Here is a 20040-nt window from a genome sequence, read left to right on the forward strand (position 1 = left end):
TTACCTTATGTCAGATGTCGCCACTCAAAAGAACGAAGTTTTTGAACCAGATGAAGATACATTGATTTCAGCCTTGAGAAATCAAGATGACATTCCAATTTTGATGGATGTTGTTGCAGAGCAAGTGGCTGCGTGTGCTAGCCAAGAAGACCATTTGGCACAGACGCTCGATGGCTTGAATAGTGAAGAAGTAGAAGAGGTTCCTGTTACAGGCTTTTCACAAGAATTGATTGCTAAAACCATTGCGGGCGTTCTTGAAAAACGCTTACCTGAATTGGTTTCTGAAGTGATGGAAACCTTGTGTTCCTCTAGTAGTACTTACAAAAAAGATTAATCTTCTGTGTTTTGCGCACGGTTGATACGTTTAATAGTGCGCATGTTATTTTTTATCTTGTTCCAACAAGCTATAATTCCGCAAAATCAAATTGACCGCTACATAAAGAGCTATAAGACACCATAATGGAAAAAACCTACCAACCTCAGAGCATTGAACAACCTATTTATAAACGTTGGGAAGAAGGTGGATACTTTTCACCTCAAGGCAACGGCACGCCTTTCTCTATCATGATTCCACCGCCTAACGTGACTGGCAGTCTGCATATGGGGCACGCTTTCCAGCATACCTTGATGGATGCCATGATTCGTCGTGAGCGTATGAAGGGCAGCCGAACATTATGGCAACCAGGCAGTGATCATGCAGGTATCGCAACGCAAATGGTGGTAGAACGCCAATTGGCTGCACAGAATGTCACTCGCCATGACCTCGGCCGTGAGAAATTTCTAGAAAAAGTGTGGGAATGGAAAGGTGAGTCCGGCGGTACGATCTCTGATCAAATGCGAGTCTTAGGGGATTCTGTTGCCTGGGATAAAGAACGTTTCACTATGGATCCTGGTATGTCTGCGGCGGTTCAAGAAGTGTTTGTTCGCTTGTTTGATGAGGGCATTATTTATCGTGGTCAGCGTTTGGTGAACTGGGACCCTGTTTTGCATACGGCCATTTCGGATCTAGAAGTTATCTCAGAAGAAGAAAATGGCTTCATGTGGTATTTCCGTTACCCATTAGCAGATGGCGCGAAAACGGAAGATGGTAAAGATTACATTGTGGTTGCCACCACGCGCCCTGAAACCATGTTTGGTGATGCGGCGGTTGCTGTTGCACCGGATGATGAGCGCTTTACAGCATTGGTTGGTAAAGAAATTGAGTTGCCATTGGTTGGTCGTCGAATTCCAATCGTAGCAGACGAATACGTCGATAAAGAATTTGGTACAGGTTGTGTGAAGATCACGCCGGCTCATGATTTCAATGACTATGAGGTGGGTAAGCGTCATGACATGCCATTAATTAATATTTTGACGGACGATGCGGCGATTAATAATGTCGCTCCAGAAAAATATCGTGGTATGGATCGTTTTGAGGCTCGTAAAGCGGTTGTTGCGGACTTTGATGCTTTAGGTTTGCTTGAAAAAGTGGCGGATCATAAGTTGAAAGTGCCTCGTGGTGAACGTGGTAATACTGTCATTGAGCCTTATTTAACCAATCAATGGTACGTTGCCGTTGAAACTTTAGCTAAGCCAGCGATCGAAGCAGTTGAAAATGGCGATATCCAGTTTGTTCCTAAACAATGGGAGAACACCTACTTTGCTTGGATGCGTGACTTACAAGACTGGTGTATTTCTCGTCAGCTTTGGTGGGGGCATCAGATCCCAGCTTGGTACGACGCTGATGGTAAGTTTTATGTGGGTAAAGACGAGGCAGAAGTCCGAGTTAAATATAACTTGGCAGCAGATCTTGAGCTAACACAAGATGAAGATGTATTAGATACTTGGTTTTCGTCTGCACTTTGGACTTTTGCAACACAAGGCTGGCCAGAAGAAACACAAGATTTTGCTGAATTCAGTGAATCGGATGTCTTGGTGACAGGGTTCGATATTATTTTCTTCTGGGTGGCCAGAATGATTATGATGACGCTTAAATTCACCAATAAAGTGCCATTCAAAACAGTCTATATTACAGGTCTTATCCGTGATGAACGTGGCGATAAAATGTCGAAATCGAAAGGCAATGTTATTGATCCTTTGGATTTGATTAACGGTATTGATATCGACTCACTTGTGGCGAAGCGTACCTATGGAATGATGCAACCGCGTTTGGCTGAAAAAGTTGAAAAGAATACTCGCGAAACTTACCCAGAAGGTATTCAAGCTTACGGAACAGATGCTTTGCGTTTCACGCTGTGTTCTTTGGCTTCTGGTGGTCGTGATATTAAATTCGATCTTAATCGCTTAGAAGGCTACCGCAACTTCTGTAACAAAATTTGGAATGCGACCCGTTATGTGTTGATGAACACAGAAGATCAAGATTGCGGACAAAGTGGTGCGGATGTTGAGTTGTCTCTTGCTGATAAGTGGATTATTTCTCGTTTACAGCATGCAGAAGAAGCGGTGAATCATGCTTTTGAAACACATCGTTACGATTTAGCGGCCCAAGCGTTGTATGAGTTTATGTGGCACGAATACTGTGATTGGTATTTGGAGTTGTCTAAGCCGGTTCTTTGGGATGAAAATGCAACAGCGGCTCAATTGACTGGAACGCGTCGCACACTAGTGCGTGTTCTAGAAGCTTTCTTACGCTTAGCGCATCCTATGATGCCATTCTTAACTGAAGAAATTTGGCAGCGCGTTGCTCCATTGGCTGGCGTAAGTGGTGACACTGTGATGATGGCGCAATATCCAGAAGCTGAAGAGAGCAAAAAAGACGCTCAAGCGGAAGCGGATGTTGATTGGTTAAAAGGCGTTATCGAAGGTGTTCGTAATATTCGAGGTGAAATGAATATTTCTCCTTCTAAGCCTTTGACTGTGCTGTTCCGTAATGGCTCAGAGCAAGATAAGTTACGTCTTGAAGCGAACCTAACTTTCTTACAAACATTGGCGAAGCTAGACACAGTGACTTGGTTGGAAGCGGGTGATGAAGCGCCTATGTCTGCGACAGCACTGGTTGGTGACATGGAAGTGTTGGTGCCAATGGCTGGTTTGATTGATAAAGACGCCGAGTTGGCTCGATTACAGAAAGAAATCGATAAGGCATCAAAAGAATTGCAGCGCATACAAGGCAAACTATCGAATGAAAGCTTTGTGGCGAAAGCGCCAGCAGCCGTTGTTGAGAAAGAGCGTGCTAAATGTGACGACTTACAGTTAACGGTTAGCAAGCTTGAAGAGCAAAAAATAAGTATAGAATCTTTGTAAAATAGACAAAGGCGGGTTGTCATATCGACAACTCGCCTTGCGCTTACTTTAATAAAAATAAAAAAGAGGCGAAGGTAATGGAACGATTAACTGGAAAAGTTAAGTGGTTTAATGACGCTAAAGGTGTTGGTTTCATCAAAAGAGAAGAAGAGAGTGATGTCTTTGTGCATTACAAATCTATCGTTCGTGATGGACATAAAACACTTCGAAAAGGCCAAACGGTGAGTTTTATCTTGTCCGATACGGACTTTGGGATTCAAGCTCTTGATGTTCATATAGAGGCAGAAGCGCAACTTGTCGCTCCTAGCTCCAATGAACATTTGGCGAGTGCTTAGTTAGGCGGATTCCTTGAGCATCTTGTTGGCCAGTTTCACGAAATCAACAGGTGTGAGTATGCCGACAAGTTTGTCATCTTGAATGACTGGCAAGCACCCATATTTGTTTTCGATGAAGAATTCTGCTGCGGCACTTAACTTCATGTCTGGGCTGACAGTTAATATGTCTTTGTTCATAGCATTGGCGATAGGTGTTTGTTGTTCTTTTTTGGACATTTGTTGGGTGCCAAACTGACTGACCAAATGAAAGGCATGACGTAGATATTCTCGTTGCGTCAACATGCCAACACATTCCTCCTGATCGTTGAGAACAGGAATGTTTCTGATGTTTTTTTCGTGCATCAACTCTTTGGCTTTCGCTAAGGAGTCATTTTCTTTTAAAGTAATTAAGTTTTTCGACATTAAGTCTGCCACTGTTTGCATGAATTCAGTCTCCTTGTGTTTATTATCTTGTTGAACTGAGTGTAGAGCGGTTTGTGCATGAAAGGCAATTATGTATTTAAGGCAATGTTGGCGCTTTGAGGTGGATCAATAATGAAAGATCAAGAATGGATGGAAAGAGCGCTTGAGTTGGCGGCCAAGGCAGCAGGAGAAAATGAAATCCCAGTTGGTGCTATTGTCGTTTTAAACGATGAGGTGATTGGTGAGGGCTACAATTCCCCTATTTCATTGTGCGACCCAACAGCGCACGCTGAAATTCAAGCCATTCGAGCCGCTTGTAAAAAGATGAATAATTATCGTCTGCCCGGCGCTACTTTGTATGTGACTTTAGAGCCTTGTTCCATGTGTGCCGGTGCCATTGTTCATGCTCGTATTGGTCGAGTGGTCTATGCGGCAACTGAGCCTAAAAGTGGTGTTGTTGAAAGCCAAGGGCAGTTTTTTGAAGCTCCATTTCTTAACCATCAGGTCAAGGTTGATAAGGGGGTATTGGGTGAAATTGCCTCTTCTCAGTTGACTCAATTCTTCCAATATCGTCGCGAACAAAAAAAGAAGTTGAAAGAATTAGCGAAAAGATCACTTTGAGCGTTTTTTTCGCTAATTTTATGTAGAAATTTCATACTCTACTGGCCTCTATTTGCCTCATTGATTTAAAATACCGCATCATTTCCCCAAAACTACCAAGTGAGGCAAGACTCAACATGCTAACTCTGCATGGTTCCGCTGCGCTATCAGCGTTTCGCAAGGCCAAGTTATTAGCCAATATGCAAGCATCTGTTACTACTGTGACGGATGTCGACGCTCAATTTCTCCATTTTGTGGAGTTGGTTGATAATCAAACCCTTACCGTTGAACAGGACGCTGTTTTACAACGCGCTTTGGCATACGGCCCTAAAACCTCCCAAGTCAGTTCATCTGATCAAAGTGTTCTTGTTGTTCCACGTTTAGGAACCATTTCACCTTGGTCATCGAAAGCAACCGATATTCTTCATAACTGTGGTTTAGACAACGTATCTCGCGTTGAGCGTGGTGTGGAGTACTTTATTCACAGCTCACAGCCTTTGACGGCGGAAGAGTTGGATTTGCTGTCTGCCATGTTGCATGACCGTATGACTGAGAGCGTGCTTCCGGCATTGAGCGACGCTATCAGTATGTTCTCTCATGCAGAACCCGCTCCGATGACAAGTGTTGATGTATTAAATGGCGGTCGCGAAGCTTTGGTTGAGGCAAACCAAACGCTAGGACTTGCATTGGCTGAAGATGAAATTGATTACTTGGTTGAGTCTTTTGTTGAATTAGGTCGCAATCCTATCGATGTTGAGTTGATGATGTTTGCGCAGGCGAACTCAGAACATTGTCGTCATAAAATATTTAATGCCTCTTGGACAATTGACGGCGAAGAGCAAGAGCGCTCTTTGTTTAAGATGATCAAGAATACCCATGAACATAACCCTGATGGCACTTTGTCTGCGTATAAAGACAACGCGGCGGTTATGGAAGGTCATTTTGCTGGGCGTTTTTTCCCAGCTCCGGGAACGGGCGAATACGATTTTAGTCAAGAGAACATAGACATCTTGATGAAGGTGGAAACTCACAACCACCCAACAGCGATTTCTCCTTTTTCAGGTGCAGCAACTGGCTCTGGTGGTGAAATCCGTGATGAAGGTGCGACTGGAGTAGGCTCTAAACCAAAAGCAGGTTTAAGTGGCTATACCGTATCAGACTTGAAAATCCCTGGTTTTGAACAGCCTTGGGAAAGCCAATATGGTAAGCCTTCTCGTATTGTGACGCCTTTGGACATCATGATTGAAGGGCCAATTGGTGGTGCGGCATTTAACAATGAATTTGGCCGTCCGAATTTGCTAGGGTATTTCCGTACTTATGAACAAAAAATTCAAGGTGCTTCTAAAGAGGAAGTGCGCGGTTATCATAAACCAATCATGTTGGCTGGTGGCTTAGGTAACATTCGCCGTGATCACGTTGAGAAAAACGACATTAAAGTAGATGACAAGCTCATCGTACTTGGTGGTCCTGCTATGTTGATCGGTCTTGGCGGTGGAGCGGCGTCTTCCATGGCGTCAGCCGATGGTAATGAAGATTTGGACTTTGCTTCGGTGCAACGTGGTAATCCAGAAATGGAACGTCGTTGCCAAGAAGTAATCGATCGCTGTTGGCAATTAGGTGATAAGAACCCAATTAACTTTATTCATGATGTGGGTGCGGGTGGTTTGTCTAATGCTTTACCAGAATTGGTAAAAGATGGAGAGCGTGGCGGTAACTTTGATTTACGTAAGGTTCTAAATGACGAGCCGGGTATGTCACCGTTAGAAATTTGGTGTAATGAATCTCAAGAACGTTATGTGATGGCGGTTTCTCCAGATCGCATTGAAGAATTTACAGCAATCTGTGAGCGTGAGCGTTGCCCATTTGCAATTGTTGGTGAAGCAAAAGAAGAGCTTCATTTAGAAGTAGCGGATCCGCACTTTGATAATAAGCCAGTGGATCTGCCAATGTCTGTGCTATTTGGTAAACCACCAAAAATGCATCGTGAAGCAACCAAATCCATCATTAAAGGTGATGGCTTTACCGCAATGAGCGTTGATTTAGTGGATGCGGCGAAGCGCGTTTTAAGTTTGCCTACTGTTGCTAGCAAAAACTTCCTAATCACTATCGGTGATAGAACGATTACTGGCATGGTCGCTCGTGATCAGATGGTTGGTCCTTGGCAGGTTCCTGTTGCGGATGTGGCTGTGACGACTTCCTCGTTAGACAGTTATACTGGTGAAGCAATGACCATGGGTGAACGTACACCTGTTGCTTTATTGGATGCGCCTGCGTCTGGCCGCATGGCCGTTGGTGAAGCGTTGACGAACTTGGCGGCTGCACAAATCACTAAGCGTAATCGCATTAAGCTTTCTGCAAACTGGATGGCTGCGGCGGGACATGAAGGGGAAGACGAAAAGCTGTACCAAACTGTAAAAGCGGTTGGTATGGAATTATGTCCAGCATTGGATATTGCCATTCCTGTAGGTAAAGACTCCATGTCTATGAAGACGGTATGGAAAGAAGAGGGCGAAGAAAAAGCCGTTACTTCTCCATTGTCTTTAGTGATTACGGCATTTGCTCCTGTAGCGGATGCGCGTAAAACTTTAACACCAGAATTACAGAACAAAGCGGATACTCGCCTATTGTTGATTGATTTGGGTGCTGGCAAAAACCGCCTTGGTGGATCTGTTATCGCTCAGGTTTATAACAAATTGGGTCAGCAGGCTCCAGATGTAGATGATGCGTCTGCTTTGGCTGGGTTCTTCGATACCACTCAGGCGCTTAATGCAGAAGGTAAGTTGCTTGCTTATCATGATCGTTCAGATGGTGGTGTGTTTGCGACTTTAGTTGAAATGTCATTTGCCAGCCACTTAGGTTTAGATGTTGAACTGGATGCGATTGTTACTGCTGCTGATCAAGTTGCGCCAGCATTATTCAATGAAGAATTAGGTGCTGTGATTCAGGTGAATGAATCGGATGTGGCGGATATTGTTGCGGCTTATGCCAAAGTAGGTGTTGCTGTTTCTCCAATCGCAACGCTTTCTGGTGATGATGATATCTCTATAAGCTACGCTGGCAATCTTGTTCTTAAAGAGAGTCGTGTTAACTGGCAACGAGTTTGGTCTGAAACAAGTTATCGTGTTCAGGCTTTGCGTGATAACCCAGAATCGGCTCAGCAAGAATTTGATAACTTGTTGGATGTTAATGATCCTGGTCTGTCTGCTTCTTTGACATTTGATCTTAATGAAGATGTGGCAGCGCCTTATATTGCAAAAGGTGAGAGACCGAAGATTGCTGTATTACGTGAGCAGGGTGTTAATGGTCAAGTGGAAATGGCGGCCGCTTTCCATAAAGCTGGTTTTACTCCTGTCGATGTTCACATGAGCGATATTCTGTCTGGTCGTATTTCACTTAGTGAATTCAACGGTTTAGTTGCTTGTGGTGGTTTCTCTTACGGTGACGTATTGGGGGCGGGTGAAGGTTGGGCGAAATCTATTTTGTTTAATCCGATTGCTCGTGATCAATTTGAAACTTTCTTTAAGCGCGAAGACACATTCTCATTAGGTGTGTGTAATGGTTGTCAGATGTTGTCCAATCTTCGTGAATTGATTCCAGGTGCTGACCATTGGCCTAAATTTGTTCGTAATGAATCCGCGCAGTTTGAAGGGCGTTTGGTTCAGGTGGAAGTGCAAAAATCGAATTCGATCCTGCTTGCTGGCATGGAAGGGTCTCGTATGCCAATTGCCGTGGCTCATGGTGAAGGGCAAACAGAATACCGTAATGAAACGGATCTGGCTGAATTGGTGTCTTCTGCTCAGGTTGCTCTGCGTTATGTAGATAACTATGGTCAAGCTACAGAGCGTTATCCACTGAACCCAAATGGTTCTGCAGAAGGTGTGACAGGATTAACATCGTTAGATGGTCGAGTGACTATTATGATGCCTCATCCAGAGCGTGTGTATCGAACTGTTCAGCATAGTTGGCACCCGAGTGATTGGGAAGAACAAGCACCTTGGTTGCGTCTATTCCAAAATGCGAGAAAATGGCTTGGTTAGTTCTTTAGCATAAGCTGTTAAGGCTAAAAGCCCTGTTACTTAACTGTAACAGGGCTTTTTTGTTTTTGTTTGATCAAAAAGCACTCTAAAAAGGGTGTTTTTGTTTGTTATGTGAACAGAAAGGGTTGGTTGTTAAATTAATCGTCTTTTTTTCAGAAAAGGGTTGCACAAAATCTGTAGATCCTTAATATACGCCCTCGCTGACACGGACAGGGCTTAGCATCTTAATTAAGTTTAAGAGGTTTGGCGGCTTAAGTGTAACGGCAACGCTCTTTAAAATAGATAATCAGATAATTTGTGTGGGCGCTCGCTGGAGACTTCAGAAGATTGGCTACTGACTTTTAGTTAGTAAGTTGATCAAAAAAATTGAAGTCTTACGAGACGTCAAACACGTCAATTCGCTTTATAAGTAAATTGTTAGTGTTTCGATACTTGAGTAAGCAAACTTTTTAACTGAAGAGTTTGATCATGGCTCAGATTGAACGCTGGCGGCAGGCTTAACACATGCAAGTCGAGCGGAAACGATGATAGCTTGCTATCAGGCGTCGAGCGGCGGACGGGTGAGTAACGCGTAGGAATCTGCCTAGTAGAGGGGGACAACATGTGGAAACGCATGCTAATACCGCATACGCCCTTAGGGGGAAAGGAGGGGATCTTAGGACCTTCCGCTATTAGATGAGCCTGCGTGAGATTAGCTAGTTGGTGGGGTAAAGGCTCACCAAGGCGACGATCTCTAACTGGTCTGAGAGGATGACCAGTCACACTGGGACTGAGACACGGCCCAGACTCCTACGGGAGGCAGCAGTGGGGAATATTGGACAATGGGCGCAAGCCTGATCCAGCCATGCCGCGTGTGTGAAGAAGGCCTTAGGGTTGTAAAGCACTTTCAGGAGTGAGGAAGGGTGATTTGTTAATACCAAATCATTTTGACGTTAGCTCCAGAAGAAGCACCGGCTAACTCTGTGCCAGCAGCCGCGGTAATACAGAGGGTGCAAGCGTTAATCGGAATTACTGGGCGTAAAGCGCGCGTAGGTGGTTTGTTAAGTCTGATGTGAAATCCCAGGGCTCAACCTTGGAATGGCACCGGATACTGGCAGGCTAGAGTACGGTAGAGGAGTGTGGAATTTCCTGTGTAGCGGTGAAATGCGTAGATATAGGAAGGAACATCAGTGGCGAAGGCGACACTCTGGACTGATACTGACACTGAGGTGCGAAAGCGTGGGGAGCAAACAGGATTAGATACCCTGGTAGTCCACGCCGTAAACGATGTCTACTAGCCGTTGGGTTGTAATGACTTAGTGGCGCAGCTAACGCAATAAGTAGACCGCCTGGGGAGTACGGCCGCAAGGTTAAAACTCAAATGAATTGACGGGGGCCCGCACAAGCGGTGGAGCATGTGGTTTAATTCGAAGCAACGCGAAGAACCTTACCTACTCTTGACATCCATAGAGCTTAGCAGAGATGCTTTGGTGCCTTCGGGAACTATGAGACAGGTGCTGCATGGCTGTCGTCAGCTCGTGTTGTGAAATGTTGGGTTAAGTCCCGTAACGAGCGCAACCCTTATCCTTACTTGCTAGCAGGTTATGCTGAGAACTTTAAGGAGACTGCCGGTGACAAACCGGAGGAAGGTGGGGACGACGTCAAGTCATCATGGCCCTTACGAGTAGGGCTACACACGTGCTACAATGGCGTATACAAAGGGCTGCGAGCTAGCGATAGTGAGCGAATCCCATAAAGTACGTCGTAGTCCGGATTGGAGTCTGCAACTCGACTCCATGAAGTCGGAATCGCTAGTAATCGTAGATCAGAATGCTACGGTGAATACGTTCCCGGGCCTTGTACACACCGCCCGTCACACCATGGGAGTTGATTGCTCCAGAAGTAGCTAGCTTAACCTTCGGGATGGCGGTTACCACGGAGTGGTCAATGACTGGGGTGAAGTCGTAACAAGGTAGCCCTAGGGGAACCTGGGGCTGGATCACCTCCTTAAACGATAGAAGCTCTGGTGAGCGTTCACACAAATTATCTGATACCTATCTTAAGACGTTAGAACAGAGTTCTAAGCAAGATGTTGATAACTCAATGTCTGACTTAGTGCTTTGCACTAAACTTGCTCTTTAACAATTCAAATTTTGAAATAACGATGAATCAAGCGTTAAACCGGTGGAAGCTCACTTTAACCTAGTGACTTCTATTATCGTAAATCCTAAGAGGAACAAAAGCTCTTAGGTATGTGATCCGAAACTATTTTGGGTTATATGGTCAAGTGACCAAGCGTGCACGGTGGATGCCTTGGCAGTCAGAGGCGATGAAGGACGTGGTAATCTGCGATAAGGTTCGGGGAGTTGATAAACAAACTTTGATCCGAACATTTCCGAATGGGGAAACCCACCCGCTTGCGGGTATCGTTAAGTGAATACATAGCTTAACGAGGCGAACCCGGGGAACTGAAACATCTAAGTACCCGGAGGAAAAGAAATCAACCGAGATTCCCTAAGTAGCGGCGAGCGAAAGGGGATTAGCCCTTAAGTTGATTTGGTGTTAGTAGAAGACTCTGGAAAGGGTCGCCATAGTGGGTGATAGCCCCGTATACGAAAACGCCATTTTAATGAAAACGAGTAGGACGGGACACGTGTTATCCTGTCTGAATATGGGGGGACCATCCTCCAAGGCTAAATACTCCTGACTGACCGATAGTGAACCAGTACCGTGAGGGAAAGGCGAAAAGAACCCCTGTGAGGGGAGTGAAATAGATCCTGAAACCGTGTACGTACAAGCAGTGGGAGCGGACTTGTTCCGTGACTGCGTACCTTTTGTATAATGGGTCAACGACTTATTTTCAGTAGCAAGGTTAAGCGATTAGCGGAGCCGTAGGGAAACCGAGTCTTAATAGGGCGTTTAGTTGCTGGGAATAGACCCGAAACCGGGCGATCTATCCATGAGCAGGTTGAAGGTTGGGTAACACTAACTGGAGGACCGAACCCACGTACGTTGAAAAGTCCGGGGATGACTTGTGGATAGGAGTGAAAGGCTAATCAAGCTCGGAGATAGCTGGTTCTCCTCGAAAGCTATTTAGGTAGCGCCTCGTATCTCACCATTGGGGGTAGAGCACTGTTTGGGCTAGGGGGTCATCCCGACTTACCAACCCCATGCAAACTCCGAATACCAATGAGTGCAATTACGGGAGACACACGGCGGGTGCTAACGTCCGTCGTGGAAAGGGAAACAACCCAGACCGTCAGCTAAGGTCCCAAAGTTACAGTTAAGTGGGAAACGATGTGGGAAGGCTTAGACAGCTAGGAGGTTGGCTTAGAAGCAGCCATCCTTTAAAGAAAGCGTAATAGCTCACTAGTCGAGTCGGCCTGCGCGGAAGATATAACGGGGCTAAACTGTACACCGAAGCTACGGATGCGTATTTATACGCATGGTAGAGGAGCGTTCTGTAAGCCGTTGAAGGTCAAGCTGTAAGGCAGGCTGGAGGTATCAGAAGTGCGAATGTTGACATGAGTAACGATAAGGGGAGTGAAAAACTCCCCCGCCGGAAGACCAAGGTTTCCTGTCCCATGTTAATCAGGGCAGGGTGAGTCGGCCCCTAAGGCGAGGCAGAAATGCGTAGTCGATGGGAAACAGGTTAATATTCCTGTACTCGTACATATTGCGATGGAGAGACGGAGAAGGCTAGGCCAGCACAGCGATGGTTGTCTGTGTTTAAGGCGGTAGGTTTGGGACTTAGGCAAATCCGGGTCCCTTTAAGACCGAGAACTGACGACGAGCCCTCTTTTGGGCGAAGTGGTTGATGCCATGCTTCCAGGAAAAACTTCTAAGCTTCAGATATGATCGAACCGTACCCCAAACCGACACAGGTGGTCAGGTAGAGAATACCAAGGCGCTTGAGAGAACTCGGGTGAAGGAACTAGGCAAAATGGTACCGTAACTTCGGGAGAAGGTACGCCGGTTAGTGTGAAGGACTTGCTCCGTAAGCATTGATCGGTCGAAGATACCAGGTGGCTGCGACTGTTTATTAAAAACACAGCACTCTGCAAACACGAAAGTGGACGTATAGGGTGTGACGCCTGCCCGGTGCTTGAAGGTTAATTGATGGGGTTAGCTTCGGCGAAGCTCTTGATCGAAGCCCAAGTAAACGGCGGCCGTAACTATAACGGTCCTAAGGTAGCGAAATTCCTTGTCGGGTAAGTTCCGACCTGCACGAATGGCGTAACGATGGCCACACTGTCTCCACCCGAGACTCAGTGAAATTGAAATCGCAGTGAAGATGCTGTGTATCCGCGGCTAGACGGAAAGACCCCGTGAACCTTTACTATAGCTTCACAGTGAACTTTGAACCTACTTGTGTAGGATAGGTGGGAGGCTTTGAAGATAGGACGCCAGTTCTATTGGAGCCAATCTTGAAATACCACCCTGGTATGTTTGAGGTTCTAACTCAGGTCCATTATCTGGATCGAGGACACTGTGTGGTGGGTAGTTTGACTGGGGCGGTCTCCTCCCAAAGAGTAACGGAGGAGCACGAAGGTGTGCTCAGCATGGTCGGAAATCATGCATAGAGTGTAAAGGCAAAAGCACGCTTAACTGCGAGACAGACACGTCGAGCAGGTACGAAAGTAGGTCTTAGTGATCCGGTGGTTCTGTATGGAAGGGCCATCGCTCAACGGATAAAAGGTACTCCGGGGATAACAGGCTGATACCGCCCAAGAGTTCACATCGACGGCGGTGTTTGGCACCTCGATGTCGGCTCATCACATCCTGGGGCTGAAGCCGGTCCCAAGGGTATGGCTGTTCGCCATTTAAAGTGGTACGCGAGCTGGGTTTAGAACGTCGTGAGACAGTTCGGTCCCTATCTGCCGTGGACGTTTGAGATTTGAGAGGAGCTGCTCCTAGTACGAGAGGACCGGAGTGGACGAACCTCTGGTGTTCCGGTTGTCACGCCAGTGGCATTGCCGGGTAGCTATGTTCGGACGGGATAACCGCTGAAAGCATCTAAGCGGGAAGCCTCCCTCAAGATAAGATCTCACTGGGACATAAGTCCCCTAAAGAGCCGTTCGAGACTAGGACGTTGATAGGTTGGGTGTGTAAGTGCTGTGAGGCATTGAGCTAACCAATACTAATTGCTCGTGAGGCTTGACCATATAACACCAAAGTGGTTTTTGGATGAGAAAGCTCATCAAAGATTACAGAGACACATTACGATAAAGTACTGAAATTGTTCCTGACAATTTTCAGCATTTCCTCCATCCATGGAGGTCGCTGGTTTAACCTTGATACACGTTATTTCAAAATGAATTGTTAAAGATCCAAGCAACGTATTCGCGTGAAAACGCAGCCGAATTGCTTGACGATCATAGAGGCGTTGAACCACCTGATCCCATCCCGAACTCAGAAGTGAAAAGCGCCATCGCCGATGGTAGTGTGGGAGATCCCATGTGAGAGTAGGTCGTCGTCAAGCTTATAATTAAGAAAGCCCTGATAGCTAAGCTGTCGGGGCTTTTTTTCGTCTGTAGGAAATGGAAGGTCTGATTTGGAAGCAAGAGCGTCTTAGTGGTTATTTACTTGCGCCTGTTTCGTACCTCAACGCGTCTGCGTAAATGACAGCTAACACTTTATGCCTCACCAGTCTTCAATGAAACTTACAATCTTCTCTTATTTGCCCTTAATGCCTAAAATACTAATCTAATTTCTCTTTTAGTAGTATTTAATAGGTCTGAGTAAACTCTTCCCTAAACATTTCATTTACGCAGGTTAAGAGCTTTTGTTTTGCTGAAAATAAAAAATCCCCAATAGCTAGTTCTATTGGGGATTATGTGAGAGATGAGGCTCTATTTAAGTTATTGGTTGTGAATAACTTAGGTGTTTATCCACTAATTAACGGATGCTGTTAGCCAGTTCACTCAATAGGAAGCGTTGAGCGCTTCTGTATTGGTCTTTTCGTGGTTTAGACAGCTGATATGAGCCATCACTTTGTAATAACCAGCTTTGTGTGTTATCCGATAAGTAGGCTTCAAGCTCTCTTTTAACTCGTCGAGCCAATTTAAAGTCTTGGATCGGGAAAGCCACTTCCACACGGTTGTTTAAGTTTCTCTCCATGCCGTCTGCGCTGGATAAATAAACCTGCGGATCACGGTTGTTGTAGAAGTAGTAAACGCGAGTGTGTTCAAGGAAGCGACCAATGACACTGCGCACACGGATATTAGATGATACGCCTTTGACACCTGGGCGCAGAGTACATATACCGCGTACAATCAGATCGATTTTCACACCCGCTTGAGAGGCTTTATATAAAGCTTGTACTAATCGTTTTTCGGTCAATGAGTTAACTTTAATGATGATGCGAGCAGGATCGCCATTAAGAGCATTTTCAGCTTCTCTGTTAACCATTTCTAATAGACGATCTCGCAATGTAAATGGAGCGTGTAGGAGCTTTTTGATTTTCAGCTCTTTACTCATTCCTGTTAGTTGTTGGAAGACGCGATGAACGTCATCTCCAATTTCTTTATCACATGTTAAGAAGCTGTAGTCTGTATAAAGGCGAGCGTTACCGGCATGGTAGTTACCTGTGCCTAAGTGTACGTAACGGTTAAGCTCGGAGCCTTCTCGACGGACGATGATGATCATTTTTGCGTGAGTTTTATGGCGTACTACGCCGTATACAACAATTGCGCCTGCGTCTTGTAGTCGGCTTGCTAACGCCAAGTTTTCTGCTTCGTCAAAACGCGCCCGAAGCTCGATAACAACGGTTACTTCTTTGCCGTTACGAGCCGCTTCCACCAATGCATTGGCAATAGGTGAGCGGGCACCAGTACGATAAAGGGTTTGGCGAATGGCAACGACGTTAGGATCTTTTGCGGCCTCACTTAATAGGTCGATAACGGGAGCGAAGCTTTCAAACGGGTGCATCAATAAGTAATCGCGTTGTCTAATCGCTTCAAAAATTGTGGCAGAGTTCGACAGTTTTCTAGGTAAACCTGGCGAGAAAGGGGAATACATGAGATCGCCGCGATCAACCAGATCAATGACAGCCATTAAACGACTTAGGTTTACTGGGCCATCAATGCGGTATAAATCAGCCTGCTCCAAATCAAATTGTTTGAGTAGAGAGTCAACAATGTGCAGAGGGCAATTTTCTGCTATTTCAAGTCTTACAGAGCTACCGTAATGGCGGCTTTGTAGTTCTGTACGTAAAGCACCAGCTAAGTCGACACCAATATCGTCAGAGTCGACTTCTAAATCCGCGTTACGTGTTAGGCGGAATTGGAAACAGCCTTTTACTGTCATTCCAGGGAAAAGCTGATCTGCATGAGCGTGAATGATAGAAGACAAGAAAACTAAGTTATCACCACTTTCGCAAACATCATCTGGCAATTTGACCAAACGTGGCAAAGAACTTGGTGCAGGTACAATTGCTAGCCCATTTTCTCGGCCGAAAGCATCACGACCTTCAAGCTCTACGACGAAGTTGAAGGTTTTGTTTGCAAGGCGTGGGAATGGGTGTGTTGGGTCTAAGCCGATTGGGCTAATGACAGGTAAAACATTGTCATTAAAGTAGTTTTTAACCCATGCAGCTTCTTTTTCTGTCCATAAAGTACGGCGTACAAAGCGAATGTTTTCTTCCGCTAGCTTTGGAAAGATGATGTCATTTAGGATTTTATATTGTCGACGAACTAATTTATGTGCTCGTTCACTAATTAGCTTTAGAACCTGTTTCGGGTGCATGCCATCAGGGCCGTTTTCTTCACGGCTGTATTCGACCTGGCTTTTTAAACCAGCTACTCGAATCTCAAAGAACTCGTCCATATTAGAGCTGAAAATACACAAGAACATGAGACGGTTTAGTATTGGATGGTTTTCATCCATCGCCTGTTCAAGTACGCGAGCATTAAACTGAAGGTGGCTTAGCTCTCTGTTGAAGTAGAGTTCAGGATCTGCTAAGTCAATTTCTTCTGGTAGTCGTTGTTCAATCGCGACTTTGCTTGAATCTTGTGGTTGTTCAGGAATAGGTTCTAGCACAAGTTCTTCTGCTACGGTTTCTATTACAGCATCGATTGCTAAGTCCGGTACTAGAGCAATGTTAGGTTCTATGTTTTTAACTTCAGGTTGTTCAGACATGGGTTTTATTAACTCCTAAATACCGTCTTTTATATATTTGGTGTCTTTGCATTGAATATCGGCAAAGATCAGTAACCATTCACTAACGACATTGACTTACACAACCTGAAAACATGCCACTCCCAAACTTTCTGCCTTGTTATTTAGTAAGGCTAACAAGGCGACTGAAAGGTTATGGAATCATTGTTTTTTTAATAGGCGTGCTGCGTCCTTTGCAAAATAGGTTAGGATGCCATCTGCTCCAGCACGTTTAAATGCTAAGAGCGATTCCATCATTACCGTATCTTTATCAAGCCAACCTTTTTCAAACGCTGCCATGTGCATGGCGTATTCGCCACTGACTTGGTAAGCAAAGGTTGGTACTTCTAATTCTGTTTTTACTCTGCGGACAATATCTAGGTAAGGCATGCCAGGTTTTACCATGACCATGTCGGCACCTTCTTCTAAATCTAGCATAACTTCACGAATGGCTTCATTAGAATTCGCTGGGTCGATTTGATAGGTGAATTTATTGCCTTTACCTAAGTTACCGCTTGAACCGATTGCGTCACGGAATGGGCCGTAATAAGCCGAAGCATATTTTGCTGCGTACGCCATAATTAATGTGTTGATAAAGCCTTCCGCTTCTAATTCGTCGCGGATTTCACCAATTCGACCATCCATCATATCGGATGGCGCCACTACATCTGCTCCAGCTTGTGCATGAGACAATGCTTGTTTAACAAGTGTGTCGACTGTGACGTCATTCAAGACATAACCTGTATCGTCGATGATGCCGTCTTGACCGTGTGTTGTATAAGGGTCTAGCGCCACATCTGTTAGTACACCCAGCTCAGGGAAAGCGGCTTTTAAAGCTTTAACAGCACGTTGAACCAGTCCGTCTGGGTTATAAGATTCTTCAGCGAGCAAGGATTTTTTATCATTATTAATAACAGGGAACAAAGCAACGGTTGGGATGCCTAGCTCGACCAATTCTTTTGCTTCTTCTAGAAGTAAATCGATAGAGACACGGTCAATATTTGGCATGGATGGCACGGCTTCACGTACGTTTGTTCCTTCAATAACAAACATCGGGTAAATTAAATCATCTGCAGTTAAGTGGTGCTCGCGCATGAGTCGACGAGAAAAATCATTCTTACGCATGCGGCGCATACGAGTATATGGAAATGTCATCCAATATCTCTCCTTTTCGCTGTTTGTAAATCTACTTTAGTATTATGACAATATTAAGTCAGTGCGGGTTCAAATGCTTGGTGTTAAAGCAATGTTTACGCGTTTTCTTAATTACTTGGTCTTTCTCGACACTTATTACATACCCAGTTCTGATTCCGCTTCTTCTAATTCTTCTTGGGCTTCAAACCAAGCTTCTTCACTTTCTGCTAACGCTTTTTTCCATTTGGCTTCGTCGCTTAGTAAAGTTTGTAATTTATCCCTTTGCTCTGCTTCATAAAGTGAGGAATCTGACATGGCATCTGATATTTTATCGAGATGTTCTTGTGCTGTTTGAACGGCTTTTTCAAACTTCTCAATTTGCTTGCGCAAAGGGCGTAGCTTTTCTCGCATCTCGGCTGCTTTACGACGCTCTTCTTTACGGTCTGTTTTTTCGACTTTGCCAACGTTTTGTTCACTTTTTTCCGCTTGAGTCTCGCTGGCTTGTCGAGCCTGTAGCCACGAGTGATAGGCTGGTAGGTCGCCATCAAATGCTTGAATCTGGTTATCAGCGACCAGATAGAATTCATCGACGGTACTGTTTAAAAGGTGACGGTCATGGGAAACCAATAAAATAGCGCCAGGGAATTCCTGCAAGGCTTCGGTCAAGGCCTGACGCATATCCAAGTCTAAATGGTTGGTCGGTTCGTCGAGTACCAATAAGTTGGGCTTGGTCCATGAAATCAGCGATAACGCTAAGCGTGCTTTTTCACCGCCAGAAAAGCCTTTTACAGGGCGCAGTGCGTCATCTCCAATAAATCCAAAGCCGCCTAGATAACGACGAATATCACTTTCTAAGACTTTTGGTGACAAGCGTTGAATATGAAGCAAAGGCGAGGCTTCTAAATCTAGCGCGCTGAGCTGGTGTTGAGAGAAATAACCTATCTTCAGGTTTTCTCCAGTTACACGATCGCCGGATAATATTTTGATTTCGCCAACAATGGACTTTATCAATGTAGATTTACCGGCTCCGTTAGGGCCGAGTAAGCCAATGCGTTGCCCGTCTCGTAAAGTGAAGTTAGTTTGTCCTAGTTGCACTAATGCTTCATTTGTCTCAGACATGTAGCCTAAGTCAGCTTGCGATAAATCGATGAGCTGTTGTGAGGTTTTCTCTGCAACAGGGATGGAGAATTGAAATTGCGAGTCTATGTGTGCAGGCCCGATGATTTCCATTTTTTCCAACATGCGCAAGCGGCTTTGAGCCTGTTTTGCTTTATCTGCTTTGTAGCGGAAACGAGCAACATATTGCTGTAAGTGTGCGCGCTTCTCTAATTGTTTCTCATGGTTAGCTTGTTGCTGAGCAAGGTGTTCTGCACGTTGGCGTTCATAGTCTGAGTAGTTGCCTTTATAAAGCGTCAGGCGTTTTTGATAAACATGAACAATGTGACTACAAATTCCGTCTAAGAAGTCTCGGTCGTGGGAAATAAGTAGAAGAGTGCCTGGATATTGTCTTAACCAGTTTTCTAACCACATCACAGCATCCAAATCCAAGTGGTTGGTTGGCTCATCAAGTAAAAGAACGTCGGAAGGACACATTAATGCTTTAGCCAGATTTAGACGAATTCGCCAACCACCAGAAAAGTCCGAAACGGGCTTCTGCATGTCTGACATTTTAAAACCCAAACCTTGAAGCAGCGTCTCGGCTCTGGACTGAGCTGTGTAACCGTGTGCTGTTTCATATTCGCCTAACCAAGTTGCGTGAGCGTGGTCGTCACCATTTTCTTGAGCTTTTGCAATATTGCGTTCAATGAGTCGTAATCTATCATCACCGTCTAAGCAATAATCCAAGGCACTGCGCTGTGTTTCTTCTACTTCTTGCGCCATGAAAGCAATGCGGCGATTACCTGGGAGAATAATCTCGCCTGTGTCAGCATGTAATTCGCCTTTTATCATGGCAAACAATGAGGATTTCCCTGCGCCATTTGCGCCAATCAGGCCGACTTTTTGGCCTTCGAATATCGTGAGATCTGCGTCTTCAAGTAAAAACTGAGTGCCACGCTGTAAGCTAACTTCAATAAACTGGATCATAAAAACTAGAAATCTCTTATCTCGACTATGAGAAGTAAAAATTGACGCTTAAATATCATGGAGAACAT

General features: G+C 45.1%; 9 protein-coding genes and 3 rRNA genes. 8 read left to right on the plus strand and 4 right to left on the minus strand.

Going from position 1 to position 20040, the window contains the following annotated elements; all coding sequences use genetic code 11:
* Positions 1-7: 7 nt before the first annotated feature.
* From AC0L46_RS10450 to AC0L46_RS10460, 3 genes are all read left to right on the plus strand, one after another.
* The gene (locus AC0L46_RS10450; protein ID WP_473503427.1) at positions 8-334 is read left to right on the plus strand and encodes a hypothetical protein; all 327 of its coding nucleotides are present in this window, start codon (positions 8-10) and stop codon (positions 332-334) included.
* 125 nt (positions 335-459) lie between these two features.
* Positions 460-3243 (plus strand): valine--tRNA ligase, encoded by a 2784-nt coding sequence (locus AC0L46_RS10455; protein WP_473503429.1) that lies wholly within the window; start codon positions 460-462, stop codon positions 3241-3243.
* 77 nt (positions 3244-3320) lie between these two features.
* The gene (locus AC0L46_RS10460) at positions 3321-3578 is read left to right on the plus strand and encodes a cold-shock protein (RefSeq protein ID WP_473503431.1); all 258 of its coding nucleotides are present in this window, start codon (positions 3321-3323) and stop codon (positions 3576-3578) included.
* Here AC0L46_RS10460 and AC0L46_RS10465 read toward each other — a convergent pair whose 3' ends face one another.
* Entirely contained in the window at positions 3579-4001 is a 423-nt protein-coding gene (locus AC0L46_RS10465) for a CBS domain-containing protein (RefSeq protein WP_473503433.1), read from the minus strand. It abuts the gene before it with no gap.
* A gap of 111 nt (positions 4002-4112) precedes the next feature.
* Here AC0L46_RS10465 and tadA point away from each other — a divergent pair, with 111 nt between their 5' ends.
* From tadA to rrf, 5 genes are all read left to right on the plus strand, one after another.
* Entirely contained in the window at positions 4113-4601 is a 489-nt protein-coding gene (tadA, locus tag AC0L46_RS10470; protein ID WP_473503434.1) for a tRNA adenosine(34) deaminase TadA, read from the plus strand.
* Positions 4602-4717: 116 nt separating this feature from the next.
* A complete protein-coding gene (gene purL, locus AC0L46_RS10475; protein WP_473503436.1) occupies positions 4718-8617 on the plus strand; it encodes a phosphoribosylformylglycinamidine synthase in 3900 nt (1299 codons plus the stop codon).
* Positions 8618-9067: 450 nt separating this feature from the next.
* Positions 9068-10606 (plus strand): 16S ribosomal RNA (locus tag AC0L46_RS10480).
* Between the two features lie 271 nt (positions 10607-10877).
* Positions 10878-13761, plus strand: a 23S ribosomal RNA gene (locus tag AC0L46_RS10485).
* Between the two features lie 202 nt (positions 13762-13963).
* Positions 13964-14078: ribosomal RNA gene (gene rrf / locus AC0L46_RS10490) — 5S ribosomal RNA — on the plus strand.
* Together the 16S, 23S and 5S rRNA genes form the textbook arrangement of a ribosomal RNA operon.
* A gap of 416 nt (positions 14079-14494) precedes the next feature.
* Here the strand turns inward: rrf and ppk1 are convergent.
* From ppk1 to AC0L46_RS10505, 3 genes are all read right to left on the minus strand, one after another.
* Positions 14495-16735: a polyphosphate kinase 1 gene (gene ppk1, locus AC0L46_RS10495; protein ID WP_473503438.1), complete on the minus strand. Its 2241-nt coding sequence runs from the start codon at positions 16733-16735 to the stop codon at positions 14495-14497.
* A gap of 180 nt (positions 16736-16915) precedes the next feature.
* The gene (hemB, locus tag AC0L46_RS10500) at positions 16916-17908 is read right to left on the minus strand and encodes a porphobilinogen synthase (RefSeq protein ID WP_473503440.1); all 993 of its coding nucleotides are present in this window, start codon (positions 17906-17908) and stop codon (positions 16916-16918) included.
* 135 nt (positions 17909-18043) lie between these two features.
* Positions 18044-19972: an ABC-F family ATP-binding cassette domain-containing protein gene (locus AC0L46_RS10505; RefSeq protein WP_473503442.1), complete on the minus strand. Its 1929-nt coding sequence runs from the start codon at positions 19970-19972 to the stop codon at positions 18044-18046.
* Positions 19973-20040: the final 68 nt, after the last annotated feature.

It is taken from the genome of Marinomonas sp. 15G6-16, from assembly GCF_055809555.1.